30 protein-coding genes, 1 pseudogene and 1 other annotated feature are annotated in these 24,330 nt (G+C 48.4%); of the genes and pseudogenes, 6 read left to right on the plus strand and 25 right to left on the minus strand.

The annotated features are described in order from the left end of the window. Positions 1 to 222: 222 nt before the first annotated feature. The 5 genes from SB752_RS08180 to SB752_RS08200 all read right to left on the minus strand — a co-directional run bounded on the left by SB752_RS08180 (position 223) and on the right by SB752_RS08200 (position 2,905). Entirely contained in the window at positions 223 to 441 is a 219-nt protein-coding gene (locus SB752_RS08180; RefSeq protein WP_410715194.1) for a DUF2905 domain-containing protein, read from the minus strand. Beyond that, positions 438 to 1,436, minus strand: coding sequence for a Holliday junction branch migration DNA helicase RuvB (gene ruvB, locus SB752_RS08185; RefSeq protein WP_410715195.1), 999 nt, complete (start codon positions 1,434 to 1,436; stop codon positions 438 to 440). Before ruvB ends, SB752_RS08180 begins: the two co-directional genes overlap by 4 nt. Before the next feature lie 4 nt (positions 1,437 to 1,440). Beyond that, complete coding sequence (gene ruvA, locus SB752_RS08190; RefSeq protein ID WP_410715196.1) at positions 1,441 to 2,058, minus strand: Holliday junction branch migration protein RuvA; 618 nt, start codon at positions 2,056 to 2,058, stop codon at positions 1,441 to 1,443. Continuing rightward, positions 2,055 to 2,555 (minus strand): crossover junction endodeoxyribonuclease RuvC, encoded by a 501-nt coding sequence (ruvC, locus tag SB752_RS08195; protein ID WP_410715197.1) that lies wholly within the window; start codon positions 2,553 to 2,555, stop codon positions 2,055 to 2,057. The genes ruvA and ruvC overlap by 4 nt, the downstream gene beginning before the upstream one ends. Before the next feature lie 158 nt (positions 2,556 to 2,713). Continuing rightward, a complete protein-coding gene (locus SB752_RS08200; protein WP_103108286.1) occupies positions 2,714 to 2,905 on the minus strand; it encodes a hypothetical protein in 192 nt (63 codons plus the stop codon). A gap of 132 nt (positions 2,906 to 3,037) precedes the next feature. Here SB752_RS08200 and SB752_RS08205 point away from each other — a divergent pair, with 132 nt between their 5' ends. Next, positions 3,038 to 4,123, plus strand: coding sequence for a hypothetical protein (locus SB752_RS08205; RefSeq protein ID WP_410715198.1), 1,086 nt, complete (start codon positions 3,038 to 3,040; stop codon positions 4,121 to 4,123). Between the two features lie 23 nt (positions 4,124 to 4,146). Here SB752_RS08205 and SB752_RS08210 read toward each other — a convergent pair whose 3' ends face one another. Then, positions 4,147 to 4,725, minus strand: a complete 579-nt coding sequence (locus SB752_RS08210) for a BofC C-terminal domain-containing protein (protein WP_410715199.1) — start codon at positions 4,723 to 4,725, stop codon at positions 4,147 to 4,149. Positions 4,726 to 4,910: 185 nt separating this feature from the next. Here SB752_RS08210 and SB752_RS08215 point away from each other — a divergent pair, with 185 nt between their 5' ends. Then, positions 4,911 to 6,899, plus strand: coding sequence for a bifunctional 2',3'-cyclic-nucleotide 2'-phosphodiesterase/3'-nucleotidase (locus SB752_RS08215; RefSeq protein ID WP_410715200.1), 1,989 nt, complete (start codon positions 4,911 to 4,913; stop codon positions 6,897 to 6,899). A gap of 73 nt (positions 6,900 to 6,972) precedes the next feature. Here the strand turns inward: SB752_RS08215 and SB752_RS08220 are convergent, their stop codons facing one another. Continuing rightward, positions 6,973 to 8,001, minus strand: coding sequence for a phosphotransferase (locus tag SB752_RS08220; RefSeq protein WP_410715201.1), 1,029 nt, complete (start codon positions 7,999 to 8,001; stop codon positions 6,973 to 6,975). A gap of 105 nt (positions 8,002 to 8,106) precedes the next feature. Between SB752_RS08220 and SB752_RS08225 the strand changes: the two genes are divergently transcribed. The 3 genes from SB752_RS08225 (at position 8,107) to SB752_RS08235 (ending at position 9,166) form a co-directional block, all read left to right on the plus strand. Further along, entirely contained in the window at positions 8,107 to 8,508 is a 402-nt protein-coding gene (locus SB752_RS08225) for a hypothetical protein (RefSeq protein WP_410715467.1), read from the plus strand. 91 nt (positions 8,509 to 8,599) lie between these two features. Beyond that, positions 8,600 to 8,974, plus strand: coding sequence for a hypothetical protein (locus SB752_RS08230; RefSeq protein ID WP_410715468.1), 375 nt, complete (start codon positions 8,600 to 8,602; stop codon positions 8,972 to 8,974). Between the two features lie 9 nt (positions 8,975 to 8,983). Continuing rightward, on the plus strand, positions 8,984 to 9,166 hold the full coding sequence (locus SB752_RS08235; RefSeq protein ID WP_410715469.1) for a hypothetical protein: 183 nt from the start codon (positions 8,984 to 8,986) through the stop codon (positions 9,164 to 9,166). Positions 9,167 to 9,485: 319 nt separating this feature from the next. Here SB752_RS08235 and SB752_RS08240 read toward each other — a convergent pair. The 6 genes and pseudogenes from SB752_RS08240 to SB752_RS08265 all read right to left on the minus strand — a co-directional run. Then, positions 9,486 to 9,572 (minus strand): annotated as a pseudogene (locus SB752_RS08240) (LysM peptidoglycan-binding domain-containing protein); the annotation flags it as partial. A gap of 113 nt (positions 9,573 to 9,685) precedes the next feature. After that, positions 9,686 to 10,549, minus strand: coding sequence for a prephenate dehydratase (gene pheA / locus SB752_RS08245; protein ID WP_410715202.1), 864 nt, complete (start codon positions 10,547 to 10,549; stop codon positions 9,686 to 9,688). Between the two features lie 23 nt (positions 10,550 to 10,572). Continuing rightward, positions 10,573 to 11,502: a homoserine kinase gene (thrB, locus tag SB752_RS08250; RefSeq protein ID WP_410715203.1), complete on the minus strand. Its 930-nt coding sequence runs from the start codon at positions 11,500 to 11,502 to the stop codon at positions 10,573 to 10,575. Then, complete coding sequence (gene thrC / locus SB752_RS08255; protein WP_410715204.1) at positions 11,499 to 12,581, minus strand: threonine synthase; 1,083 nt, start codon at positions 12,579 to 12,581, stop codon at positions 11,499 to 11,501. Before thrC ends, thrB begins: the two co-directional genes overlap by 4 nt. Further along, positions 12,581 to 13,882: a homoserine dehydrogenase gene (locus tag SB752_RS08260; RefSeq protein ID WP_410715205.1), complete on the minus strand. Its 1,302-nt coding sequence runs from the start codon at positions 13,880 to 13,882 to the stop codon at positions 12,581 to 12,583. Before SB752_RS08260 ends, thrC begins: the two co-directional genes overlap by 1 nt. 21 nt (positions 13,883 to 13,903) lie before the next feature. Beyond that, entirely contained in the window at positions 13,904 to 14,347 is a 444-nt protein-coding gene (locus tag SB752_RS08265) for an ACT domain-containing protein (protein ID WP_103108279.1), read from the minus strand. 187 nt (positions 14,348 to 14,534) lie between these two features. Between SB752_RS08265 and SB752_RS08270 the strand changes: the two genes are divergently transcribed. Continuing rightward, entirely contained in the window at positions 14,535 to 14,687 is a 153-nt protein-coding gene (locus tag SB752_RS08270) for a hypothetical protein (RefSeq protein ID WP_164684841.1), read from the plus strand. Positions 14,688 to 14,748: 61 nt separating this feature from the next. On the opposite strand, the gene SB752_RS08275 is transcribed toward SB752_RS08270, so the two are convergent. The 12 genes from SB752_RS08275 to SB752_RS08330 all read right to left on the minus strand — a co-directional run bounded on the left by SB752_RS08275 (position 14,749) and on the right by SB752_RS08330 (position 24,250). Then, positions 14,749 to 15,927, minus strand: a complete 1,179-nt coding sequence (locus SB752_RS08275) for an NAD(P)/FAD-dependent oxidoreductase (protein WP_410715206.1) — start codon at positions 15,925 to 15,927, stop codon at positions 14,749 to 14,751. 38 nt (positions 15,928 to 15,965) lie between these two features. Continuing rightward, positions 15,966 to 16,415 (minus strand): DUF1641 domain-containing protein, encoded by a 450-nt coding sequence (locus tag SB752_RS08280; protein ID WP_049737924.1) that lies wholly within the window; start codon positions 16,413 to 16,415, stop codon positions 15,966 to 15,968. Positions 16,416 to 16,691: 276 nt separating this feature from the next. Then, positions 16,692 to 17,369, minus strand: a complete 678-nt coding sequence (locus SB752_RS08285; protein WP_289135323.1) for a PilZ domain-containing protein — start codon at positions 17,367 to 17,369, stop codon at positions 16,692 to 16,694. Continuing rightward, complete coding sequence (gene obgE, locus SB752_RS08290) at positions 17,369 to 18,646, minus strand: GTPase ObgE (RefSeq protein ID WP_410715207.1); 1,278 nt, start codon at positions 18,644 to 18,646, stop codon at positions 17,369 to 17,371. Before obgE ends, SB752_RS08285 begins: the two co-directional genes overlap by 1 nt. An 18-nt stretch (positions 18,647 to 18,664) precedes the next feature. Then, entirely contained in the window at positions 18,665 to 19,246 is a 582-nt protein-coding gene (locus tag SB752_RS08295; protein WP_410715208.1) for a Spo0B C-terminal domain-containing protein, read from the minus strand. Positions 19,247 to 19,478: 232 nt separating this feature from the next. After that, complete coding sequence (gene rpmA / locus SB752_RS08300; RefSeq protein WP_005832382.1) at positions 19,479 to 19,772, minus strand: 50S ribosomal protein L27; 294 nt, start codon at positions 19,770 to 19,772, stop codon at positions 19,479 to 19,481. Between the two features lie 7 nt (positions 19,773 to 19,779). Next, entirely contained in the window at positions 19,780 to 20,130 is a 351-nt protein-coding gene (locus SB752_RS08305) for a ribosomal-processing cysteine protease Prp (protein WP_410715209.1), read from the minus strand. A 13-nt stretch (positions 20,131 to 20,143) separates the two neighbouring features. Beyond that, positions 20,144 to 20,455 (minus strand): 50S ribosomal protein L21, encoded by a 312-nt coding sequence (gene rplU, locus SB752_RS08310; RefSeq protein ID WP_212964772.1) that lies wholly within the window; start codon positions 20,453 to 20,455, stop codon positions 20,144 to 20,146. A gap of 10 nt (positions 20,456 to 20,465) precedes the next feature. Further along, positions 20,466 to 20,543: a sequence feature (ribosomal protein L21 leader region), on the minus strand. A gap of 52 nt (positions 20,544 to 20,595) precedes the next feature. Beyond that, a complete protein-coding gene (locus SB752_RS08315; RefSeq protein WP_410715210.1) occupies positions 20,596 to 22,089 on the minus strand; it encodes an Rne/Rng family ribonuclease in 1,494 nt (497 codons plus the stop codon). A 183-nt stretch (positions 22,090 to 22,272) separates the two neighbouring features. After that, positions 22,273 to 23,109 (minus strand): M50 family metallopeptidase, encoded by an 837-nt coding sequence (locus tag SB752_RS08320; protein ID WP_410715211.1) that lies wholly within the window; start codon positions 23,107 to 23,109, stop codon positions 22,273 to 22,275. Continuing rightward, positions 23,102 to 23,881, minus strand: coding sequence for a peptidoglycan DD-metalloendopeptidase family protein (locus SB752_RS08325; RefSeq protein ID WP_410715212.1), 780 nt, complete (start codon positions 23,879 to 23,881; stop codon positions 23,102 to 23,104). The genes SB752_RS08320 and SB752_RS08325 overlap by 8 nt, the downstream gene beginning before the upstream one ends. Positions 23,882 to 24,049: 168 nt before the next feature. Further along, on the minus strand, positions 24,050 to 24,250 hold the full coding sequence (locus tag SB752_RS08330) for a cold-shock protein (protein WP_103108272.1): 201 nt from the start codon (positions 24,248 to 24,250) through the stop codon (positions 24,050 to 24,052). Between the last annotated feature and the right edge of the window lie 80 nt (positions 24,251 to 24,330).

The raw sequence follows: 24,330 nt of genomic DNA on the forward strand, positions 1-24,330 counted from the left end.
CACCTGAATTCATTCGTCGAAAATTGGCATGTACTCCCATGTTTTTCGACAATCACAATTCAATCTCCTGCCCTTTTTCTCAATTTGGGACCAAACACACTCACACAAGAGAGCCTGTTTGCGCCATGTCTATTCTTTAGAGCGCGGCTGCACCACTGCTATTTCCGCCTACAACAAAAAGCCATCGGAACTAGCGGCTCCGATGGCTTTGATTGGATTTTTCTATTTAAACAAACGGAACAGGTACATCCCAAGAGACAGGACAATACTAATTACGATACAGGTCACAACAGGAAAGTAAAACTTGACGTTTTCCTTCTCGACCACAATATCTCCCGGCAAGCGGCCAAGCGGCAAGAATCGCCCGCCTATCTGCCACAGGATACCGATCACGATCAAAGCAGCTCCACCAAATATAAGCAGCTTAGCTACAGGATTCACGATTTCATCTCCCGCCCAAAATGCTGATACGCGCTCGGGGTAAGGACACGCCCCCGCGGCGTCCGCTGCATAAAGCCGATTTGCATGAGATAGGGTTCGCAAACATCTTCTACCGTTTGTGATTCTTCCCCGATGGTAGCAGCAATCGTGTCAAGCCCCACAGGCCCACCGTCGAATCGGTCGATAATTGCGAGCAGCAGCTTGTGATCAATATGATCCAGCCCGCACGCATCGACCTGCAATCGCTCCAGAGCTTCCTTTGCGATCTCGGTCGTGATGACACCCTCGCCTTTTACTTGGGCAAAATCCCGCACCCGCTTCAACAGGCGATTCGCCACACGCGGGGTTCCACGCGAGCGTCGGGCAATTTCTTCTGCTCCGCTCTCACGAATGATAACCTGGAGTATGTCAGCAGCGCGAGAAACGATAAAGGTCAGCTCTGGCACGGTGTAAAACTCCAGTCGATTCACTACGCCAAAACGGTCACGTAGAGGCGCAGAGAGCATACCTGCCCGTGTCGTTGCCCCAACTAGTGTAAACGGAGGCAGATCCAAGCGGACACTGCGTGCGCTCGGCCCTTTCCCGATGATAATATCCAGCGCAAAGTCCTCCATCGCCGGATACAATACCTCCTCGACGCTTCTGTTGAGCCTGTGTATCTCATCGATAAAAAGGACGTCGCCTTCCTGCAGGTTCGTCAGGATGGCAGCCAAATCTCCAGGACGCTCAATCGCAGGCCCTGACGTCGTACGGATGTTCACTCCGAGCTCGTTCGCAATAATTTGCGACAGCGTTGTTTTTCCTAAACCTGGCGGACCATACAGCAATACATGGTCCAGCGATTCTTTTCTCATTTTGGCTGCTTCGATAAAGATCTTCAGGTTTTCCTTTACGTGCTGCTGTCCAATATATTCGTTTAAATAGCGAGGACGGAGGCTCAGCTCCGCCGCATCTTCTTCCCAATTCATATGCGTCGTGATGATCCGCTGATCCAAAATCCTACCCCCTCATGAGCAAAGCAAGCCCTTGTTTGATGAGCTTTTCCACTCCATCGCCCTCTTTTGATTTTTCCGCTAGGGCGTTTCTGATTTTTTGCAGCTCTCCATCTGAATAGCCGAGTGCTGTCAGTGCATCAAGCGCTTCGTTCAAAGCAGAAACTGCCTGTTCACCTGCTGTCAAATCCCCAGCAGCTACCGTCAAAATAGCAGATGGTGTGTATCCTACCAATTTATCCTTCAAATCGAGAATGATGCGCTGTGCTGTCTTTTTCCCAATACCCGGAAACTTCGTTAAATACGTAACATTCTCCTGTTGAACAGCCATAACGAGCTGCTCTGGTGTCGCTGCTGCCAAAATAGCCAAGCCGCCTTTTGGACCGATCCCGCTTACATCGAGCAGCTTGCGGAACAAATCACGCTCATCCCGGGTAGCGAAGCCATAGAGCAAAATCGCATCTTCGCGGACATGATGGTGCGTGTACAGCTTGGTCTTGCTGCCTTCGTAGCGAACAAATTGGTATGGGTTCGGGCAAAAAAGCCGATATCCGATGCCTCCCGTCTCCAGCACTATGTATTCCGAATCCAGATAGCACAACGTGCCTTCCACAAAATCAATCATTTTTGGACTCCTTCCGAAATGGAAATGTACGCCCGGAACTGTGCGTGCGTAATTGCAATTCCCAGCGCATCCGCCACGTCGTCAGGCTTTGGTACTTCTTTAAGCTTCAATAGCTTCCTGGTCATTTCCTGAATCTGCTTTTTCTCAGCGCCACCATAGCCTGTCACCGCTTGCTTGACCTGCATCGGCGTATACTCATGGATAGGCACACCAGCGAGCTCAGCCGCCAAAAGGATAACTCCTCTCGCTTGGCTTACCGTAAAGGCCGTCGTCACGTTTTTATTGAAAAATAATTTTTCCACCGACATTTCATCGGGACGATATGTCTCCAAAAGACTCTGCATCGCTTCAAAAATCTGTTTGAGCCGCAGCGGCACCGGCAAGCCCGCTTCGGTCTGGATACTCCCATACTGGACAGGACGCAACTGGCTGCCCTGCTTATCCAAAATTCCGAATCCGACAATTGCAATGCCAGGATCGATTCCTAAAATACGCATAATTCACTCTCCGCTTGGCTACGATTCTATCCTCTACTGTAACACAAAGCGTCAAAAAAGCGAACGTGTATTTCCATACGAAAAAACAGAGCAGTCCAAGAAGAAAATAAATAAACCCGCTCCCAAAAGAGGGAACGGGTTACACGGCGTCATCTCATTTAGTGTTTGTTCATCCCGAGTGACTCTGACACATCATGCTGCATATGGGCGTATTCATCAACGCCGCTCTGCATCTGCTCATTAATCATATTGATCTGGCGATAATTGAGCTTGTTGTGTCCTTGGTTCAATTGAACGTACAAACGCTGGTGGAACTGGTCTTTATAGCTACCCCTTGGCATCGAAGACATGCTAAAAGACTCCTCCTTATGATCGCCGTATGAAAACAGTATGGCAAAACGGCGAGGTGCTTATGATACCAAGATTTGCTCCTCATTCCTCCCCTTTATTGGGCAAAAATATAACAGTGGAGGTGTTTTTACTTGCGGCGTGCTTTACTGCTTATATACTGCTCCTGTTTGATCATAACCTTGTTGTCGTTTGCACAAATCACCTATGCCAATTCAAAAGACGAAGTGAGGATATCCGTTTCCGTATCGCCTTCTTCCCTGTTTATTTCTACTCTCACCTTTCACGATAAGCATTTTGCAACGCAGCTTCTACACGTGAAATCAGTTCCCGCAACTCCTCAGCCGCATTGGCAGCGAGCAATTCTAACAGTACACAAGCGCACCTTTTTGTATGATCACGACGGCCGCCTCTTTGATAAAGAAAAGCCTCGTCAATATTTGTTAGGCACAAAAATGAAACAACGGCTGAATGAGTTGGTAATGGCCGTGGAAAAGGTACATTATGGGCAAGCAGTGCCTTGGGAGCAAGTAAAAAAGTCTTTCGCACGGATGGATTACGGCACCGTTATTGATATGGAGACAGGCGAAAGGTTTGAAGTCCAGCGCAGGGCAGGTAGTCGTCATGCTGACGTACAGCCGTTGACCCGAGAAGATACCATGATTATGAAAAATATTTATCAGGGAAAATGGAGCTGGAAAAGGCGGGCAATTCTCGTCGAAGTAGATGGACTATACTACGCTGCATCCATGCATGGTATGCCACATGGGGCTGGTGCGATTCGAGGAAATGATTTTCCTGGGCATTTTTGTATTCACTTTTTTGGCAGCTCAACTCATCGGCGCACAGAACCTGACCCTAGTCACAGCCTCATGATCCTCAAAGCGTCTGGTGCCTTGCCCAGCACAATTAGCGGGGCACTGCCGGAAGAGCTAATCGAGTATTTTCTCACGGCCTTGCATGAGCACGATGAGCATACAATGCGGATGACTACTGATGGGTTTCATCTACCATCCAAGCTGCATGAAATTGTATCCGTTAAAAAGTCGGAGGTCGTGATCCCATCTGACGAACGAGGGCCTTTTTTGGTGGAGGTACCTGTTCAAATCGATATCTTCACTAAAAATAGTCACGATCAAAAAGAACGCTGGAAATTCACCCTTCGGCGCTCCTCTCCCGGAGAACGCTGGCGTATTACAGCGATCGACATGAAAGAATAAAGGCTGCCCTTCATCGGGGCAGCCTAGTAGTCGTCATTTAATTGAAATTCGCCATACGTGGACAAGATACTGTTGTATTCAGCCAAGTCTCGAACGCGAATACCGCGCTTCAGGTTCTCCACTTCCTCTTTGGAAAGACTCGCTTCCATTTTGGCTGTATTGATTCGATAAAAGGTTTGGACGACCTCTTGCTCCGACGGCACTCCGTGAAATAGGGTCAGCATGCCGTCAGGTGATATCCCAAAATGACCGTTTTCCTTGCAGCGTGGGGAGATATCCTGCTCGCGTTTCATTAATATCATTTTTGCCGAGTCGGCTGATACAATTTCCCAGCCCTTGTAATCTACCATCGTCTCTGCCAGGTGATTAAGACTTGTCGGCTTATGCTCCTCATCCCTCACACCGCACAGATATGTCCGGGTGAGAACAAGCTTATAAGGCTTTCCGACGGCGTCTACAGACCTATTCGATACCGTGGTAAACCACTGACGCAGCCCTCCTGCATCCTTTCCGCTATCCGCTAGAAAGAAACCCGCCACAAGGCCTGTCAGGAGCGCTATTGTCCACGAAGCATACACCATCCATTTTCTATTTTTTTCCATATCACAATGAACCCCTTCTCTGTCTTTTTTCCTATTCTCGCCAGTAAAAAAGGGGGCCATACCCTGCTCTCTCAAGATTCGTAATTTACGACATATTTCAAGGGACTATCTACCAATTATACAATTCTAGTGATAAACTTATTTTGCATGGCATTATTGTTAAACTTATGGAGGTTATGTAAAACATGACAAAGAAAAACAAGCAAATCCTGGCTGCGTTTTTACTCAGCAGCTCTTTGGTTGTTAGCGCCATCTCTTTTCCACTTACTCCTGTAAGCGCTGCAGCCAGCTCCACTCTTAAGCTCCGCCTCTTGGAAACTACTGACATCCACACGAACATCGTCAACTATGACTACTATCAAGACAAGTCTACTGACGAATTCGGTCTTGCCAAAACAGCTACCCTGATTAAAAAAGCTCGTGAAGAAGCAAAAAACAGCATCCTCATTGACAACGGCGACTTGCTCCAGGGTAACCCGCTCGGTGACTATGTTGCTAAAATCGATCCTTTGAAAGACGGTGAAACTCACCCCGTTTACAAAGCGATGAACCTCTTGAACTACGACCTCGGCAACATCGGAAACCATGAATTCAACTTTGGTTTGGAGCATCTGGACCGCAGCCTAAAAGGTGCTAAATTCCCGTATGTAAACTCCAATGTCTATGTTGATGACAAAGACAACAACCCGAGCAACGACAAAAACCTGTTCACTCCTTACCAAATTCTCGAGCGTAAATTCAAGGACGAAAGCGGCAAGGAAGTAACGTTGAAGGTTGGCGTAATCGGTTTTGTTCCTCCTCAAATCATGCAGTGGGACAAAGCGAATCTGGAAGGCAAGGTTATCGCTAAAGATATCGTAGAAACAGCTAAAAAATTCATCCCTGAGATGAAGCAAAAAGGCGCAGACATTATTGTTGCCGTACCTCACTCTGGTCTCGGCCCTGTTGAAAACGCTACCAATCTGGAAAATGCTAGCTATCAATTGAGCAAAATTGATGGGATTGACGCTATCCTGTTTGGTCACTCCCACCTTGTATTCCCAGGTCCTGGCTTTGAAAACATCGCTGGCGTTGATGGCGAAAAAGGAACCATTAATGGTAAACCAGCTGTAATGCCTGGCTACTGGGGCAACAATCTCGGCGTGATTGACCTCACGCTGACACAAGAAAACGGAAAATGGAAAGTAGCTGAATCTACTTCCAAAGCAATTCCAATCTACGATAAAGCGAATAAAGCTTCCCTCGCTGACGCAGATAAATCCATTCTCGATGCTGTTAAAGAAGTTCATGATCACACCGTCGAGTGGGTACGCTCCGCAGTAGGAAAAACAGCTTCGCCAATCTTCAGCTACTTCGCACTGGTTCAGGATGATCCATCCATCCAAATCGTGACCAATGCACAAAAATGGTTCGTAGAAAAAAATATCAAAGGTACCGAATATGATGGAATCCCTGTTCTCTCTGCAGGTGCACCATTCAAAGCAGGCGGACGTAACGGCGCAAGCTATTACACCAACATTCCTGCAGGTACAATCGCAATCAAAAACGTATCTGACCTGTACATCTATCCAAACACACTCAAAGCAGTATTGATCAACGGTACTACTTTGCAAGAGTGGCTGGAGCGCTCCGCTGGTCAATTCAATCAAATCGATGTGAAAAAATCAGAAGAGCAGCTGCTTGTAAACGACGCGTTCCCTACGTACAACTTTGACGTGATTGACGGTGTTACCTATCAAATCGACGTAACAGTGCCGTCCAAATACGCGATCGACGGCACAATTGCTAACAAAGATGCGAACCGCATCAAAAATCTGTCCTTCAATGGCAAGCCTGTGAAAGCAGAAGATAAATTCATCGTCGTAACGAACAACTACCGTGCAAGCGGTGGCGGCTCCTTCCCAGGTCTGGATGGCACAAACATCGTCATCGACTCTCCAGACGAAAACCGCCAAGTTGTTATCGACTACATCCTTAGCCAAAAAGATATCAATCCAGCTGCGGACAACAACTGGTCATTTACCCCAGTGAAGGAAAAAGTAAATGTAACGTTTACTTCTTCACCAGATGCAAAACCATTCGCTGAAAAAATGTCCAACATGAAATTCATCAATGTACTGGAAAATGGCTTTGCGAAGTTCCAAATCGACCTGTCCAAGCCAGCTGCCAAGTAAGCCCTACAAAAAAACATCCCTCGAAAAAAATGAGGGATGTTTTTCTTTTTGCGCTGTATGAAAGACTCTTGCTTCATCCCACAAAGTGGTAATGACCCCATGGCGACCGTTGAAAAATTCGTTCACCTGCATTTAAAAAGCTTTGTCGGTTTTGGTGCAGTTTGCCCTCCATTTGTAGCAGCTGCATTACTCCTCGTGAGTGATAGCCGGGGCGATTGCTGTATAGACCTGTGACTTCACGCAAGAAATTGTCGGGATAACGGAGCAGCTGATGCACAGCCCATATTTGCGTATCGCTCAAGTAATTGATTTTGCTATAAGCCTCCATCGCCTCCACGAATGAATCCATGCGATAGTCTTGCATCAACAGCATTCGCGACATCAACTGAACGAGATCTACCAGTTGCAGGTCATGACCCACTGTGTCCAGATCAATTAAGTAGCAGTTCCCTTTTTGTGTGATCAGGAAATTATGACTTGCTACATCCCGATGAGCCAAGGTTCCCCGCTCCATAGCCGCAAACAATTCCGGTGTAAGCGGCAGCTTGTAGGCAGACTGGAGAATTTCTTGCCCATCGCGGATCACAGGTTCTGACATTTGCTGAATAATCTGCTCCAGCTTGTTTTGCGGACCGTTTTGCTCGATAGACCACGTGAGCCTCTCGAAATACTCTAACCGACTCTCCCATTTGTCCAATAAAGCAAGTTTGCCTTCATAAGCATATGATTGTACGACAGGAAAGCCCTGTGCAGCCACATGAAAGCGTGCCAGAGTCTCGGCAGTTTTTTTCACATCAAACAACGAGCCGTTATCGGCTTCCTGACCGTCAATCATTTTCATTATTGTGTAATAGCGATCCTCATAAGGAAAAATTTTCGCTCCTGCTACGTCCGAAACATAATGAACCGTGTGCATAAATCCTTTTTGTCGAAGCGCATCCGCAAGCTCGGTTACCCAAACTGCCTTTTCCATCTGTTTATATCCTTTGATGATCCAATGGCCCCGGTCCGTCTTCAGCAGATTCACATTTCGCTTTGGTTTTACCCCGTGAATCTGACAGCGAAACGCTTTTTCAAGTGAAGATATGAGTCCCTTGTTCATACCCGTCCCTTTCAATAAGCAGAGGATTCATCATGTCCATCTCCCCAATTCGGCCATACCCCTTTTTCAGGCATGGAGGACACACACGGGGAAGGTGGAAACATCATGTTGTTGCGAAATGGCTGCGGACCTCTGCTAGTCTTGTATTTTCTAACGGATTCTTCCGGAGAACAATCGCATGACGATGAAGATGACGATTCTACACGCTCTGGGCAAATCGGTCTTTTTATACGATGTCGTTTCAGTGGCATTGGCGGGCATGGCATTGGCATTGGTGGGCATGGCATTGGCATCGCCGGAAACGGCATTGGTGGTGGAAATGGTGGTGGAAATGGCATTGGCGGTGGAAACAGTGGCGGAAATGGTGGTGGAAATGGCAACATGGGCGCTATTCTAGGTGGCGGCATGAATTCCGGTGACACTATTGGTTCTCTTGGAAACGAAGGCCTCCTCAACGGCGCTGTACCTGGCGGGCACGGAGTTGGTCGACTTGGTCTAGTCTTTTGAGATGGACTTACCTGTGGCGGTGAGTAGGTTGGGCGTACCTGTGGCCCATTGCATGGCGGGCATGGACGTGGCTGCGATGGTGGCTTCATAGGTGGCAACGGCAAAGGGCGTATCTGTTGTGGCGGTGTGGTTTGCTGCCACGGAAGTACTTGCTGCGGTGGCTTCATTGGTGGCAACGGCAAAGGGCGTATCTGCTGCGGCGGTGTGGTTTGCTGCCACGGAAGTACTTGCTGCGGCGGCTTCATTGGTGGCATTGGACGCACTTGTGGCGGTGGCTGGATCTGCTGCCATGGTAGCACCTGACTTGGTGGTCTTGTCGGCTGGATTTGTGGCTGGCATGGCGGACAATACACACCTGGTGGCCTCATTGGTTGCAAGGGACGGATTTGTGTCGGTGGCATCGGTGATACATTCGGTATGTTGGGTGGCATTGGCTGTTGATAAATATAAGGACTCACCCGAGTAGGTGGAATTGGTGGCAACGCCGGTGGCATCGGTTGCAACGCTGGTGGCATTGGTGGTAAAAATGGTTGTTGACGCAGGTTGGCATTCGGTGGAACATACGGCGCTGTTGGTAGTGGTGCAATCGGTCTTGTTGGTTGAGGCAATGGAACAGGCGGTGGTAGAGATTCTGGTGAGACGGTTGGCGCAGGTTTAACAGGTTCCGGCTCTTTTGGTGGCGAAGTCGGTGGTGGAGTAGTTGGTGGTGGTGGTGTGGTTGGTGGTAGTGCCGGACGCATCTCATGCTCGGATTCGATCTGCACTTCTTCTTCTTCTTCTGGTTCAATCGGCCTGCGTTCAATTTGCTCTGGCACTTCTGGCCCTTCCTCTTCCGTAATAGGCCGTTCTTTTACATAAGGGGCCTCACTCATTGGGTGAGGTGTTTGTCTGTCTTGAGGTCGTACGGGTACACGTTTCGCCGGAATTTTGATTCTCGCTCCTGGATAGATCGTATCGGGAGTCTTGAGTTGGTTATTCAGGCGTAACAGTTCCTTGTAATCGACACCATATTTTTTGGCGATCTTCCACAAGGTGTCGCCTTTTTGGACTACGTGAATCCTCACTATTTCTCCTCCCTTGCGTAAAACTCCCTACCATGGTATGCACCCATGGGCGTTTTGCTCCTTGGAGGCTATTCCTTGTTAGAACGTGGAGGAAAAAAGAAAAAAGCCAATCCCTAGGAATTGGCTTGTAGCAGGTAAAATGGATAAGTGCCGAGCTGACGCACCTGACAGCCGATCGCTTCAATCTCGGCAAAAGCGCCCGGAAGCAACACGTCATCCATTTTTTGCTCGATATCAATTACGAAATAATAATTTCCCAATGCTTTCTTGGTTGGACGAGATTCAATTCTCGACAGATTGATTTTCCGCCATGCAAAAGCAGCCAATACTTGATAGAGCGCTCCTGGAAAATCTTCTGGCAATGTCACCAAGATCGTTGTTTTTTCTTTTTGGGATGCAGGCATATCTAAAGGCTCCCGCCCTACCAGAACAAATCGTGTATAGTTATTCGAATAATCTTGAATTTGTTCCTTCGCAAATTCCAGTGGATAAATCTCTACATTCAGTCTCGTCCCAACCGCTGCCCATGGTTCCTGTGGGTTCTCACTCACCATCTGCGCTGCCAAGGCAGTACTGTTTACATACTCAATACCTGCGTTCGGCAAGTTTTCTCGTAGAAAATTGTGACTTTGGGCAATAGCTTGCGGGTGAGACAGTACTCTCGTAATTTCTGAAAAAGGGAGTGGCTCTTCTCTTTTTGCAACCAACAGATTTTGTGTGATTGGCAAAGCCAGCTCAGCCAGAATCGGCAAATCGACTTCATGAATAAGCCAGTCCAGTGTTGAATTGACTGTCCCCTCGATGGAATTTTCCATTGGAACGACTCCAAAGGCCACCTCTTCCTTGGCAACAGCGTTTAGCACTTCGATAATACCCGGATACGGCACGTGTGTAAGCTTCTGTCCTACGGTTAAAGCGCGAGCCGCTTCTTCGGTAAATGTTCCTCGTGGTCCGAGAAAAGCGAGTTTCTTCTCCATGGCGTTACTCCTATCCACTTACTCTATCTCTGATGGATTTCTACCTGTACGCCATGTTCGTCCGGCAGTAGTATCATGACGCGGTACGATATGTCGTGCCCTTTCATCACCCTGTCCACAAACTCACGAAGTCTAGCCTGCTCATCCTCCGTTTGGAAAAAGCAGAGAATCGTCGGTCCTGCTCCGCTCAGAGCAGCACCTGCCGCCCCGTGTTCCGTAGCATTGTCCAGGATGTCTTTTAAGCCAGGTACAAGCTCGGCGCGATATGGCTGATGCAGCCGATCCGCCATCGCTTGTCCCATCAGGTCGAGTCTGCCTTGCGCTAACGCGGCAACGAGCAAACTGCTATGACCAACATTATATACAACATCCTGCTTACTGTACACCTGCGGCAGTACTTTCCGCGCCTTTTCTGTTGAGAGTGGGAACTCTGGGATCATCACAAGTGTCTGCAAGCCTTGCGGAACCGGAAGCTTTACATAAGGGACAGGGGTACCCGCCTGATCAGGCATGGTAGCAACTACGATTCCACCGAACATGGAGGCTCCGACGTTATCAGGATGACCCTCCATTTGGGAAGCTTTCGCAAACAATTGATCACGGGTAAATGGCTCCCCCGCTAATTGGTTCGCAGCGACCAAAGCCCCTACGATAGCAGCAGCACTGCTTCCGAGTCCTCGTGTCAGTGGAGCATCACTTGCGGCACGGATAAAGAGCTCAGGTACGCAGAGCCCCGCTTCCTGAAATAACCCTGCCGCAACCTGATAAAGCAGATTGCTTTTATCAGCTGGTGTCCCCTGCAGCTCCTTGCCTACTAGTTCAATCGTCGTCACATCACTGATGGCCATCTCCACGACCGAATATAGCTGAAACGCCATTCCCAAGGCATCGAACCCAGGGCCAAGATTGGCTGTACTGGCTGGGATGGTTACCTTAACGACGCTTTTGTTCATGACAATACTTCTCTCCCTTTTTGGCGAACGAGATCCATTACGGCCTCATACGTCGCTGGAACCGAACGTGGTTCTTCACCAACCAGCTTCAAGGCGATATTTGGATCCTTCAATCCATTTCCGGTCAGTACGCATGCGATTTTTGCCCCTTGTGGAAGCTTTCCTGCCTGATGGAGCTTGATGATTCCAGCCAAGGACGCAGCCGAAGCCGGTTCGCAGAAAACGCCCTCACTCTTTGCCAGCAGCTGATACGCATGCAAAATTTCTTCATCTGTCACGCTATCTACGAGACCATCTGATTCACTGATAGCGCCAAGCGCTCCCTCTTTGCTTGCAGGATTGCCGATACGGATTGCTGTGGCAATGGTTTCCGGATTCGCCACCGGCTCGCCGATTACGAGCGGAGCTGCACCAGCTGCTTGGAATCCATACATTTTTGGCAGCTTGCTCGATTTTCCAGCCGCCTTGTATTCCTTGAAGCCTTTCCAATACGCCGTAATGTTTCCGGCATTCCCTACAGGTATAGCCAAAATGTCCGGTGCGTCGGACAAGGCATCGCATACTTCGAACGCTCCTGTCTTTTGTCCTTCAATCCGGTATGGATTTACAGAGTTTACAAGCGTGATTGGTTCTTTGGCAGTTATTTCCCGAACAATATGGAGTGCTTCATCAAAATTGCCATCGATGGCGATGACCTCTGCCCCGTACGCAATTGCTTGGGCCAGTTTTCCCAAAGCGATGTTTCCGCTTGGTATCAAAACGATACAACGCAAGCCGCAACGAGCTGCATAGGCAGCCGCAGCTGCTGATGTATTCCCAGTCGACGCGCACATGATAGTTGTGCTACCTTCCTCTACTGCTTTGGCTACAGCCATGACCATTCCGCGGTCCTTAAACGAGCCTGTCGGATTCAAGCCTTCGTATTTTACATACAACTCAACGTCCAATTGCTTGGACAGGTTCGGTGCATGAATCAGTGGGGTGTTTCCTTCATGCAAGCTAACGAGTGGCGTTTTGTCTGTGACCGGGAGGAATTCCCGGTAACGTGCGATGATGCCGGAATTACGATCTGCACTCATTATTTGTCTCCACCTTCCACGCGATAGCAGCTTTTGATTTTCGATACGATTTCCATTTGTTCCATGTACGCTAATACGCCGTCCATATCGCTCTTGGAGGACATGTGTGTCACCATGATAATCTCAGCTTCCCCGCCGTTATTGTACGGCTGCTGAATGACTTGCTCCAGCGAGATGTTCTTGTCAGCCAAAAGCTGTGTAATCTGGGCGAGCACGCCTCGTTTGTCTGCTACGACGATGCGCAGGAAATACTTGGATAGCTTTTGGCTATCTTCCTTGAGAATTTTCTCTTTGTAAGGTGCCACCATGCCGCGCCCGTTTACTCCGAGCTTTCTGTTTTTCACAACGGTAACCAAGTCAGAAACAACAGCCGTTGCTGTCGGCAATTCACCTGCACCCGGACCGTAGAACATGGTTTCTCCTACCGCCTCGCCATGTACATAGACAGCGTTGAAAACACCATTTACAGAAGCGAGTGGATGCGATTTAGGAACCAGAGTTGGCTGTACACTTACTTCAATTGCTTCTCCATCACGACGAGCAAGACCAAGAAGTTTTACTTCATAGCCCAATTGCTTGCCATACGCGATATCTTCCTTGCTTACTTGACTGATTCCTTTGACATCGACATCTTCCAGCTTCATCGGCACTCTGAAGCCCAAGGTAGCCAAAATGGCCATTTTGCGAGCAGCGTCAAAGCCTTCAACATCAGATGTCGGGTTCGCTTCAGCGTAGCCCAATGCTTGCGCCTCTTTTAATACCTCTGCGTATTCTGCACCTTCCTGACTCATTTTGGTCAGAATATAGTTAGTTGTCCCGTTTACGATTCCCATCATCTTCGTAATGCGATCAGACGAAAAGCCTTCGACCAGCGCCCGAAGGATCGGAATGCCGCCCGCTACGCTTGCTTCATAGAACACGTCGCAGCCTTTTTCTTGCGCCTTGTTCAAAATCTCGGCACCATGCAAGGCCATCAAATCTTTATTTGCCGTTACAACATGCTTGCCACGCTCCAACGCTTCAAGGATGTACTCCTTGGCTGGGTTGATTCCGCCAATGACTTCTACGATGACTTCGATTTCAGGGTCATGCAAAAGCTCTGTTGGATCGGTTGTAAGCAAGCTGTCTACGGACAAAATATTGCGGGACTTTTCGGCATCCTGCACGAGGATTTTTGTAACTTCAATTCCGAGTCCGGTCTGTTTTTGCAAATCCTCCTGGTGCGCCGAAATGATTCGCACAACACCTGTACCTACTGTTCCAAACCCCATCAAGCCTAGTTTAATCTTTTGCTTTTCCATCGTCTCTCTCCTCCTACCCTTCTACCCTCTGCCGACGATCATCGCTTTGCGAACGCCAGGTATTTGTTGTAAGCTTTCCAAAAATTCCGTGCTGGACACGCGCAGTTGTGCCATATCAACAGACATGGAAATCGTCGCAATCCCCTGCAGCGGAATGGTCTGGTTAATCGTAAGTACGTTTCCACCCTGATCTGCTACAAAGGTCAGTACCTTGGACAGATAACCGGATGTATGCTCCAGTAAAAAAGTGATCGTCATGATTTTTTCACTCATCATGGCGTTAAAAGGGTAAATCCCATCCTTGTACTTGTAAAAAGCACTCCGGCTCAACCCTACACGATCAACAGCTTCGTTGACGGTATCCACTTCACCAGACTCCAGCATTTTTTTCGCTTCAATCGTCTTCGCAATCGATTCAGGCAGGATGTCGGCTCGAATCAAGTAAAATTTTTCTTCCCGTTTCACCTGTAGTGTCCTCCTGAGAAAAACAGTTGTTTCTTCATAGAGGACATTATAACGGATTACCCCCCCTATGACAATCCTTACCGCTAACTTTTTTCACAGAATCGTATTCAGTTCACTTCTGCTTACATGAGGGGGCTGCCCTTCGTACAGACTAGAGATGATCGTGAGCAAGAGGAGGTGACAGACAATGGCAGGACGTGGAAAATCAGATAAGTCGGAGCGCCGCAACAATCATCCGGCAGGGAAACCAAGCAGTCTTGATCAATTTGGCGACAATACAAAGGGTAAAAAAATGGCCCAATCTCCTAACATTATTGAGGACCCTAGCGGAAACGGATAGATCCCGCTTACAGCAAAAAACCCGGGAGCGTGTAAGCCCCGGGTTTTCACGTGGGTTTGGATTAGTATGCCAACGAAGACAATCCGTTGATGTGAGCCAGGTAACGTACATTACTTGCTTCTTTCATCAAGGAAGCTGGCAAGCCTTTCAGCTTGATCTGGCTAGCACCAATTGTACCGATCGCATCTTTGCGACCCAGGCTGCCCAGAGTACCAGAGAATACTGGCGTGAAGCTGTTCATTTTTGTGCCTTTGAAGTGTGCGAACAGGTTGTAACCAACCAATTCGCCCATTTGCCATGCCAATTGAGCAGTTGGTGGGAATGGACGACCTTCTGGGCCCATTACTACCGCACTGTCACCCGCCAGGAATACATCAGGGTGGGAAGTGGATTGCAGGAATTCAGTTACAGTAGCACGGCCGCGGTTTACTTCGATACCGGACTCAGCTACTACATGATTTCCTTGAACGCCACCTGTCCAAACCATTGTTTTCGTTTCGATGGTGCCGCCGTCTTTCAGGCATACAGTGGTTTCTTTCATTTCGGTTACAGGTACCCCTGTCAGGAACTGCACACCGCGTTTTTCCAAGCTCGTTTTTGCACGCTCAACCAGCTCAGGAGCAAAGCCCGCCAGGATGGAAGGACCTGCTTCTACGCAATAGATGGAAACGTCTGCAAAATCAACTCCATGCTTGTGGCACAGTCCTGGCAGCATGTCAGCGAATTCACCAACGAGCTCGATACCAGTCAAACCGCCGCCACCAACCACGAAGGTTGCGTCTGCTTTGTTTTTGCTTTTTCCGAATTCGATTACGCGCTCTTCGAGGTGAGCACGGAGCTTGTTCGCTTCTTCAACGGATTTCAGTGTGAAGCTGTATTCCTGCAAGCCAGGGATCCCAAAGAATGCTGTCTCACTGCCCAATGCGATAACCAGTGCATCGTACTTGATAGATTCGCCGCTAGCCAGTGTAACGCGTTGGGAATCCAATCCGATTTTTTCTACGCTATCAACCACGAGGTCGATATCTTTGCCACGCAGCAGTCTGTCCAAAGGTAGTGCCACGTTTTGCTCCGAAAGGTTTCCTACTGCCAAACGGTGTAGCTCAGTGATGATTTGGTGAGAAGGAAAACGGTTTACTACAGTGATCGTTGCTTCTTCAGCTGTCATATATTTGCGTGCAGTCAATGCGGAGAGCAATCCGCCATAACCGCCGCCTAGAATCAGAATATGCTTCGCCATGCCCAATCCTCCGTCCTTGTCTTTCAATGGTAATTGATTTAGCGTTTTTCTTGTTGACGTTCAGCCAGAACTTCCAGGAATGCTTGAGCAAAACGCAATGTTTTTTGAACTTGCGGATCCTTCAGCATTTTGAGCATACCAAACAAGCCAACGGTGGATGCTTCCACATGGGCACGGTCGTTCGCCTCGATAGCGGCTTGCGCGATGCCCTTTGCTTTGTCGGAAATCGGTTTCACGAATTCTTCCATTCCGCCTTTGAGGTCGTCGATCAGCACTTTGTCTGTCGCTACCGTTTGTACCAGATCATACGTTTTGGTCAGAATTGTTGTCATTTCAGCCAGTTTCGGCAGATTTGCCACCAATACTGTAAGCGACTCTTGAATTTCCGGTTTCATCAACTGATCGAGCACATCCAGTTGTTGCTCAGGTGCCAATGTAGCAGTGCTTGCTACTTCAGCAGCAGCTTGTTGCGTAGTTGTTTGAGACATAGGAAAACGTCCTCCTTTGCTTTGAAATAGAGGCCTTTTATTCTCGATGCCTGTTCATACGAGTAAGGCCGCCATTCTCCCAATTCAGCTTGTTTGTTATATTTTTCACAAAGTGAAGTATGCATGTTAACGAACTATTCAAGTAGTGCATGATTTCACAAACAAATATAGGAAAACGATACTTCAAGTGTGATGTTGAACAGGCTCGATTTAGAACTCTATGTACTCTACTATATACCTTCTTACGAGGAACAGCAAAGGAAAAAAACCGCTTCATTAGGAAGAAGCGGCAGTAACGAGCTTTTTATAGTAATCTTTGATGATTTGATGATGCTTTTCACTAATATCTGTGAATATCAATTCAATGACTGTCTGTGTATCCTGAAAGTTCTTTTCCACCACTTTCGCCATGCCGACAATTTCCTGATTGAAGGAAGGGACGTTAAACGACAAGTGAAGAAATTCCCCTTTGGATACATAACCATCCGTCGCCAATACAAGACGCGTAGGAGAAAGCTTGAGCAGGAGCGCTTGGCCCTTTTCTTCGATCGGTCTTGCTCCCATCACTTTGTAAGGAACAGAAATGACGTTATCAGGTGGAAGCACATCTTGCTTGCCTTTGAGCGATATTTCTACCCCGACACTGATCGGGACCATAGCGAGGAGCCTAATTGGCCATACGGTCTGTTCTGAAACTACTTCCAAATCAATGGTATTGACCGCCGCATCCGTTTCCCATCGAACACGAACTGTCGATCCTAGCAGATCCGGTATCGCTTCAGACTTCATCTCATGGGACACAACGAGATAGCCGCCCTTTACATGTTCGATCATTACTTGAATCGGGGTTTTTACCTGCTTAGAGATGAGCATCTGCAAAACAGCGCCTCGTTGGAGCCGTTTATCCGCCATAAATGGGGTGAGGGATGGGATATCAATCATTGTCTTTGTCATCACTCCACGAAATCAAACTCTAGTTTACCAATCCGAACGGTATCTCCGTCTTTCGCTCCATGCTTGCGCAATGCCTCGTCCACACCCATGCCCCTCATTTGACGAGCAAAGCGCTGAGCAGAGTCATAGCTGTTCAGGTTAGTCATGCGCACCAGTCTTTCGATCTTCTCACCACTGACAACAAACACTTCGTTGTCTTTTGTGATTTCGAATCCATCTGGTTCTTTTTCTGCGCGGAAGACCACGCGTTCTTCCACTTCCACAACTTCCTCGACGGTTGTTTTTTCCGGGATGGTCGCCAGCAAATCACCTATTGCATACATCAATTCCTGCACACCTTGTCTGGTCGCAGAGGAAATCTCGTATACTTGTACATCCGGCAATTTTTCTTTGAAGCGCTTCAGGTTTTCTGCAGCTTCAGGCAGATCCATCTTGTTTGCTACCACGATCTGTGGGCGATCCTCCAGCTTGAGGTTGTACAGGACCAGCTCACGATTGATTTGCAAATAATCCTCATACGGATCACGACCGTCAACTCCTGCCATATCGATGACATGCACGATCAGACGGGTACGCTCTACATGACGCAGGAATTGATGTCCCAGACCTACCCCTTCATGAGCACCCTCGATCAATCCAGGCAAGTCCGCCATGACAAAGCTGTTCTCCCCCAAATCAACCACACCCAGATTAGGCGTCAGGGTTGTAAAATGGTACGCCGCAATTTTCGGTTTAGCAGCGGTCACACTGGACAACAGCGTCGATTTCCCTACACTTGGGTATCCAACAAGACCTACATCGGCAATCAGCTTCAGCTCCATCATGATGTACCGCTCTTGTCCAGGTTCACCGTTCTCCGAGATGTGAGGAGCTGGATTGGATGCATTAGCAAAACGAATATTTCCCCGTCCACCACGGCCGCCTTTGGAAATCACCGCACTTTGACCATGCTCTATCAAATCAACAATGACTTCTTTGGTATCATCGTCAATAACGGTCGTTCCCGGAGGCACACGAACATACATGTCTTCTGCTCCTGCACCGTGCTGGGATTTGTTGCGCCCATGCTCTCCACGAGGTGCTTTGAAGTGCTTTTGATAGCGGAAATCTACCAATGTCCGCAAGCCCTCATCTACGACAAAAATAACATCTCCACCGCGTCCACCGTCACCACCCGCTGGACCTCCGAGCGGCACGTACTTTTCCCGGCGAAAAGAGACGGCTCCGTTTCCTCCGTCCCCACCTTTTACATAAATTTTTACCTGATCGACAAACATGGTGTCACCTTCTTTCCTTTACGCGAATGGAACCACCAAATCCAGGACCCATTCATTCTCGGTATGTATCCACTCGGTGACCTCCACCGTACTCTGTTCGCTTTTACGTATCAGTTTTTCCAATTCTTCCAATCCGGATGCACGAAGCCCTCCGGCCAGGTCAAAACGAAAATGAACGCCACTCTCGCCAGTAGATAGAGTTACTTGCATGTTCGCAGGCTCGTACCCGCTTTGGTCTACGTGATCGTTCGCTGTGCATAATATCTCTGACACCAACTGAAACAAAAGCTTTTCGTCCAAAGCTATTCGCGTGAGATCCACATGGTTGCACACGTCTACTTCTAAAAGCATGTCCTTGTTCAGTGCATTAAATGTCAAGAAGAAGACGGACAATAGGGAGCTATTCAGACGAGCCACCATGGACTCCTGCATGGCCATCTGGGCAATGCGTTTTAAGTGTGCTTCTCCCTGTTCAGTACGGTTCAAATGCAAATAGCCGAGCAGAACCTGAACGTGGTTCAACCAGTCATGCCGCTGCCTGTTCAAAACATCCAGCAGCTGGTCGGTCTGCTGTGTAAACAGTCTCCGCTCGTACCCCATCTCATTCACCCAAGTCGATAAGAATTTCTTTCCTACCTATTGTATCACAAAAAAAAGCGGGGCAATTAGAAAACTTGGTTGCACCATGACTTTTGGTGCAGCCTTCGTACCCAAAGGGCACAGTCTCGCTATGTTGTCCTTATACTTTCATCCTTGACAATGTTTTCAAGCATAAAACACTTGAAAGTAAAGAAAACCCAGCTAAGTAGCTGGGTTTTTTCTTTCCAGATATTTATGCTTCGGAAGCTACTGGCTCGATCACAACTTGCTTGCGATCACGGCCCAGACGTTTGAAACGAACAACGCCATCTGCAGTTGCAAACAGAGTGTCGTCTCCGCCTTTCATTACGTTAGCTCCTGGATAAATCTTTGTTCCGCGTTGGCGAACGAGGATGTTACCAGCAGTAACGAATTGACCATCACCACGCTTCACACCCAGACGTTTGGAAATGGAGTCGCGACCGTTCTTTGTGGAACCTACCCCTTTTTTCGAAGCGAAAAACTGAAGGTCCAAATTAAACAGCATATTCATATCAGACACCTCCTTGCCATTTATCATCTTTCACTTTTACGTATTTACCGTACTGCGCCTCAACCGACAAAAGAGCAATAATCATGCTCTCCGCCAAAAGCTGCTGTTTCTCTAGTATGGCCTTATCCTCCGAAGAAGAAAGAATCCATTTCAAGAATCCACCGCCTTCTTGTGCGACAGAGACATCAGGAGTGATGCCCGTCAAAGGCCGAATGGCGTTTAATATACCAAAGCTGATGCCAGATACAGCAGAACAAACGATGTCCGCCCCATAGGCACCCGCATTGGCATGTCCGGAAATACTAATTTCATGGATCCCGTGCGAGGCACGGTTCACGATCACTTCAATCATAACAAGTCACCAATTAAGCGTTGATCTTTTCGATCACTACTTTAGTGAATGGTTGACGGTGACCTTGCTTGCGACGGTAGTTTTTCTTGGATTTGTATTTGTACACGATAATTTTTTTTGCTTTACCGTGTTTTTCTACTTTCCCAGTTACCGTTGCACCAGCTACAGTAGGAGTACCTGCTGTAACTGAACCGTCTTTGCTCACGAGAAGAACCTTGTCAAAAGTAACTACTTCACCTTCAACATCAGCCAACTTCTCGATGAAGAGAACTGCTCCCTCTTCAACTTTGTATTGCTTTCCACCGGTTTCGATAATTGCGTACACTGTGTGCACCTCCTATACTCAGACTCGCCTACACAGGTGCGTCAAAGGATGACGGCTTTGGACCTGGTTCGTGCGGTTACAGTATGCACGAGGCATAGCTGCATGACAACCATTAGATTATCATAGTTTCAATCGCCCAGTCAAGACATTTGCTTATGCTTTTGATATAGGCGCGCCGCTTCTTTTTCACTGCCGACGTACATGATGCGATATTCATCTGGTTTTAGCAATGGCTCGTGCAGTTTGTATACACCAGCGTGCCAGTTGCTTTTGTCTTGCTCGTGCTGCCCTGCTGTGATCCACTGATACAAACGAGTCGGCAATTGTACCAGCAGCGCCTCTGCTTCCTGTCCGCGTTTCAGAGCTGCCACTTCATTTTGCAGCCTCAGATACATTTCCTCAATCGACTGTACACGACCGTGACCTCCACAGGCAGTGCACGGCTCCGTCATTCGTTCTACGAGACTTGGTCGAACTCTTTTGCGCGTCATCTCCACTAAACCTAGAGCCGTCATTCCAAGCACTATCGACGACACATCGTCACGTGCCAGTTCACGCTTTAAAACCGCCAAGAGTCGCTCCTTGTTTGCTTGCTCCTTCATATCAATGAAATCGATCAAAATGATTCCACCGATATCTCGAAGGCGCAGCTGATGTGCTATTTCTTCCGCAGCCTCCAAATTCGTCGCGGTGACTGCTTGCTCTCGCTGCTGCCCGCCCCCACCAGTGAATGAGCCTGTATTTACATCAATGACAGTCATGGCTTCTGTTCTGTCGATGACCAAATGTCCGCCACTTTTCAAAAAGACTTGTCGTTGCAACGCGCGCTCTACACCTGCCTCGACACCAAGCTGCTCAAATAACGGCTGATTTCCCTGATACCAGCGCACTGCTTGCAACCGATCGGAAGCAAAAACAGTCATAACCGCTTTGACCTGCTGATAAGTCGGCGCGTGCTCAACAATCACCTCATCAAAGCCTCGCGAAGAAAAATCCTGCACGATTTTTTCCAGCCATTCGCCCGAGCGACTCACACGCCCTGGCCCTTTCATTCCAGCTACTTGCTGCAAAATCTCTTGCCAGTTTTTTCGCAAGTAAGTCAGCTCATCAATCAGCTGTTGCTGGCTTGCTTCTGCCGCCTCTGTCCGAGCAATAATGCCCTCGCTTTTTTCGAGCAACGGGACTAAAGTCTGTTCAAGACGTTGGCGCTTTTCTTTGTCGCCGATTTTACGAGAAAGAGAAATTCCCTCTTCTTTTGGCAGAAAGACCAGAAATCGGCCTTGCAGGCTGACTCGCATCGAGAGCTTGGGTGCTTTCAGCTCAGATCCTTCTTTACTCACTTGCAATAAAATAGTTTCTCCGACGTGAATTCGCTCGTTGATCGCTTGCTTTTGCGCTTGCACCCCGTCTCTTGGCAGAGCGTCGTCTACATACAGATACGCATTTTTTTCAGCTCCAATATCCACAAAGGCGGACTGAATTCCTGGCTTAACATCCGCGACGCGTCCGACAAAAAGCTCGCCTACCACGACTTCTGAGCCCTCATGCGCTGTTCGCCACTCCCTCAGCCGACCTCCCTCCAGCAAGGCAGCGCGCACCTTTCCTCCCGTACCACTGATTGCAATCTGTCTCACTACTGTCACTCCCTATATTCCCGCACAAAAATTTGTCCAACAGAAGGACTATCGGACTCATACGAAGTAATCTAACATAGGCACCTGGAAAAGAAAAGGCGATGCATAACGGGAGGAGTGACTAACGATGATACAAGCAAGGGAATTACTGATTAGCGAGCTGCCCTCCACTGGCACTCATCTTTAGAGGAGCGTTTCGACCTTTGCATCATGCTTCTGTTCAAAAAGCAGCGCGTGCAAAAGCTTTTCTTCAGGCAATAGGCCCGCGCCCTGTACGTAAAATAAGTGCGAGGACCCTCTGTGCAGCTTATGAGCGACTGTCAACACGGTTTCATGAGGGGCAACCGTCAGAGCTTGTACAGCATGCTCATCAGGCTCTCGCACATACTTTTCCATCAAAAATCGGAAAAACTGATAGGGAAAGCGCAAAAACGATTGAATGTTTACCGCGAGCAAATACAAACCGATAACGAGCAGGTTCACTCTCATATCCAGCCCTGAAAAGCCAACCATAATCCCGGCAAGCAGGGTACTACTCGTCAACGAGAGGAGCGCGGCTTTTCGGTAAGGCAATAACCAGCAAAAAATCGCTTGCAGAATACGCCCGCCATCCAGTGGCCAAATGGGCAGCAGATTAAATAGGGCGATCGTCGCATTGCTGACCAGAAAAAAGTGGGCCCATTCCTCAGTCCACAACTCCCCGTACCAAAACAAGTAGGAAACACCCATCATTACGACATTTAAAAACGGACCTGCAAGCGCCACGACAATCTCGTCAAGCGGATCTGTTGCATAAGCGTCTTCCATGGTAGCGACACCGCCAAACGGAAGAAGCTGCACTTCCGTCACCGTCCACCCCAATTCCTTCGCCATTGCCACATGACCGATTTCATGAATCAGCACGATTGCAAATAAGGTAATGACCTCTAAAAAATGACCTGTCACAACGGACAGGCCAATCACCGCCCAGAAGAGCAAGTGTACCCGAACTTTTATCCCAAGCCATCCTCCCCTATTCAAAGGGGATCACTTCCAGAGGATTCACAAACTGTTCGTCCGCTTTTACTCCCAGATATAAGTGCCTGGAGGTATTGTTCACAGCACGTGCGGTACCCACTTCTTGGCCTGGCTGCAGAACCTCGTCTTTGGTTACCTTGACCTCATCCAAATTGCCGAACCAGACCTCGCGTCCCTCGGTCAAGCGGACAACAACAGTGGTACCAAAGCCTGGCTGCTCCCCGACAAAAGCGACCCAGCCCATTTCGCCGATGGTCACCTTATTTGCCATTCCCGTATCCAGAACGACCTTGGCACTCTTAGCTTCAAACGCTTTGACCACCTTCCAGCTGGTCGGCAGCTTCCAGACGGCTTCTTTTTTGCCTGTACCCGTAGCCGGGACTGCGTTTGGTCCTGTTATCGAAGGCAATAGTGTAGGCATCGTACCAAATTTGGCTTCATACCAGTCTGCCACACCTGCAAAATTAAAATCACGCGTCATCACTTCGCGCGCCTGGTTTTTCCATGTAGCCGGAATCAATGTCGTTTGAAACAATAGATACGCCATTCCGATCAAAATCACAGACGCCAGTATTTGCAAGCCCCATTTTTCATGAGAAGGCCGCTGGTTCATCGAATCGTCATCTCGAAGTGGAAAGCCAAAGGGGTCTGGTGTCGGCTCGATAGGATCTTTCCAATCATCCACAAAGGGTGAAAAACTGTCACGTGACTGCGTACGGATTCGCTCCAACCTCTCCCGCCGTCTTTCTTTTACCCGATCTACTTCACCGAACATGTACATCCCTCCGCAGGCCAAGCTTTGTACTATCCTATGACTTGTCTACCTGCTTTATGACGTACCTCGGCTGCTTAACGCATGATTCACTGTGGACAACGTATGATACGAAAACACGCAAAAAAGACAGTCTCCCCATTGAGAGACTGCCTTCGAATCTGTCGAATTTTACAGTTTAGTTACGCTAGCAGCTTGTGGTCCACGGCTTCCTTGGACGATTTCGAACTCAACCTTTTGGCCTTCGTCCAGAGATTTGAAACCTTCTGTCTGGATCGCGCTGTAATGTACGAATACGTCGTCTCCACCCTCAACTTGGATGAAACCGTATCCTTTTTCTGCATTAAACCATTTTACGATACCTTGTTGCATGAAACAAAACCTCCCTGAACATTACGCCCCATAAGGCGAAAGAGTGTAGCGTTAACCTCTTTTTTACAGATAAGCCTTTT

The sequence above is a fragment of the Brevibacillus sp. SIMBA_040 genome (assembly GCF_046535075.1).
Classification (GTDB): Bacteria; Bacillota; Bacilli; order Brevibacillales; family Brevibacillaceae; genus Brevibacillus.

Bases quoted from the DNA above. Each gene is read 5' to 3' on its own strand.
- ruvA (WP_410715196.1), bottom strand. From the start codon at position 2,058: ATGATTGATTTTGTGGAAGGCACGTTGTGCTATCTGGATTCGGAATAC.
- ruvC (WP_410715197.1), bottom strand. From the start codon at position 2,555: ATGCGTATTTTAGGAATCGATCCTGGCATTGCAATTGTCGGATTCGGA.
- SB752_RS08200 (WP_103108286.1), bottom strand. From the start codon at position 2,905: ATGTCTTCGATGCCAAGGGGTAGCTATAAAGACCAGTTCCACCAGCGT.
- SB752_RS08210 (WP_410715199.1), bottom strand. From the start codon at position 4,725: ATGGAAAAAAATAGAAAATGGATGGTGTATGCTTCGTGGACAATAGCG.
- SB752_RS08215 (WP_410715200.1), top strand. From the start codon at position 4,911: ATGACAAAGAAAAACAAGCAAATCCTGGCTGCGTTTTTACTCAGCAGC.
- SB752_RS08220 (WP_410715201.1), bottom strand. From the start codon at position 8,001: ATGAACAAGGGACTCATATCTTCACTTGAAAAAGCGTTTCGCTGTCAG.
- SB752_RS08225 (WP_410715467.1), top strand. From the start codon at position 8,107: ATGTTGTTGCGAAATGGCTGCGGACCTCTGCTAGTCTTGTATTTTCTA.
- pheA (WP_410715202.1), bottom strand. From the start codon at position 10,549: ATGGAGAAGAAACTCGCTTTTCTCGGACCACGAGGAACATTTACCGAA.
- thrB (WP_410715203.1), bottom strand. From the start codon at position 11,502: ATGAACAAAAGCGTCGTTAAGGTAACCATCCCAGCCAGTACAGCCAAT.
- thrC (WP_410715204.1), bottom strand. From the start codon at position 12,581: ATGAGTGCAGATCGTAATTCCGGCATCATCGCACGTTACCGGGAATTC.
- SB752_RS08260 (WP_410715205.1), bottom strand. From the start codon at position 13,882: ATGGAAAAGCAAAAGATTAAACTAGGCTTGATGGGGTTTGGAACAGTA.
- SB752_RS08270 (WP_164684841.1), top strand. From the start codon at position 14,535: ATGGCAGGACGTGGAAAATCAGATAAGTCGGAGCGCCGCAACAATCAT.
- SB752_RS08275 (WP_410715206.1), bottom strand. From the start codon at position 15,927: ATGGCGAAGCATATTCTGATTCTAGGCGGCGGTTATGGCGGATTGCTC.
- SB752_RS08280 (WP_049737924.1), bottom strand. From the start codon at position 16,415: ATGTCTCAAACAACTACGCAACAAGCTGCTGCTGAAGTAGCAAGCACT.
- SB752_RS08285 (WP_289135323.1), bottom strand. From the start codon at position 17,369: ATGACAAAGACAATGATTGATATCCCATCCCTCACCCCATTTATGGCG.
- obgE (WP_410715207.1), bottom strand. From the start codon at position 18,646: ATGTTTGTCGATCAGGTAAAAATTTATGTAAAAGGTGGGGACGGAGGA.
- SB752_RS08295 (WP_410715208.1), bottom strand. From the start codon at position 19,246: ATGGGGTACGAGCGGAGACTGTTTACACAGCAGACCGACCAGCTGCTG.
- rpmA (WP_005832382.1), bottom strand. From the start codon at position 19,772: ATGCTGTTTAATTTGGACCTTCAGTTTTTCGCTTCGAAAAAAGGGGTA.
- SB752_RS08305 (WP_410715209.1), bottom strand. From the start codon at position 20,130: ATGATTGAAGTGATCGTGAACCGTGCCTCGCACGGGATCCATGAAATT.
- SB752_RS08325 (WP_410715212.1), bottom strand. From the start codon at position 23,881: ATGTTCGGTGAAGTAGATCGGGTAAAAGAAAGACGGCGGGAGAGGTTG.
- SB752_RS08330 (WP_103108272.1), bottom strand. From the start codon at position 24,250: ATGCAACAAGGTATCGTAAAATGGTTTAATGCAGAAAAAGGATACGGT.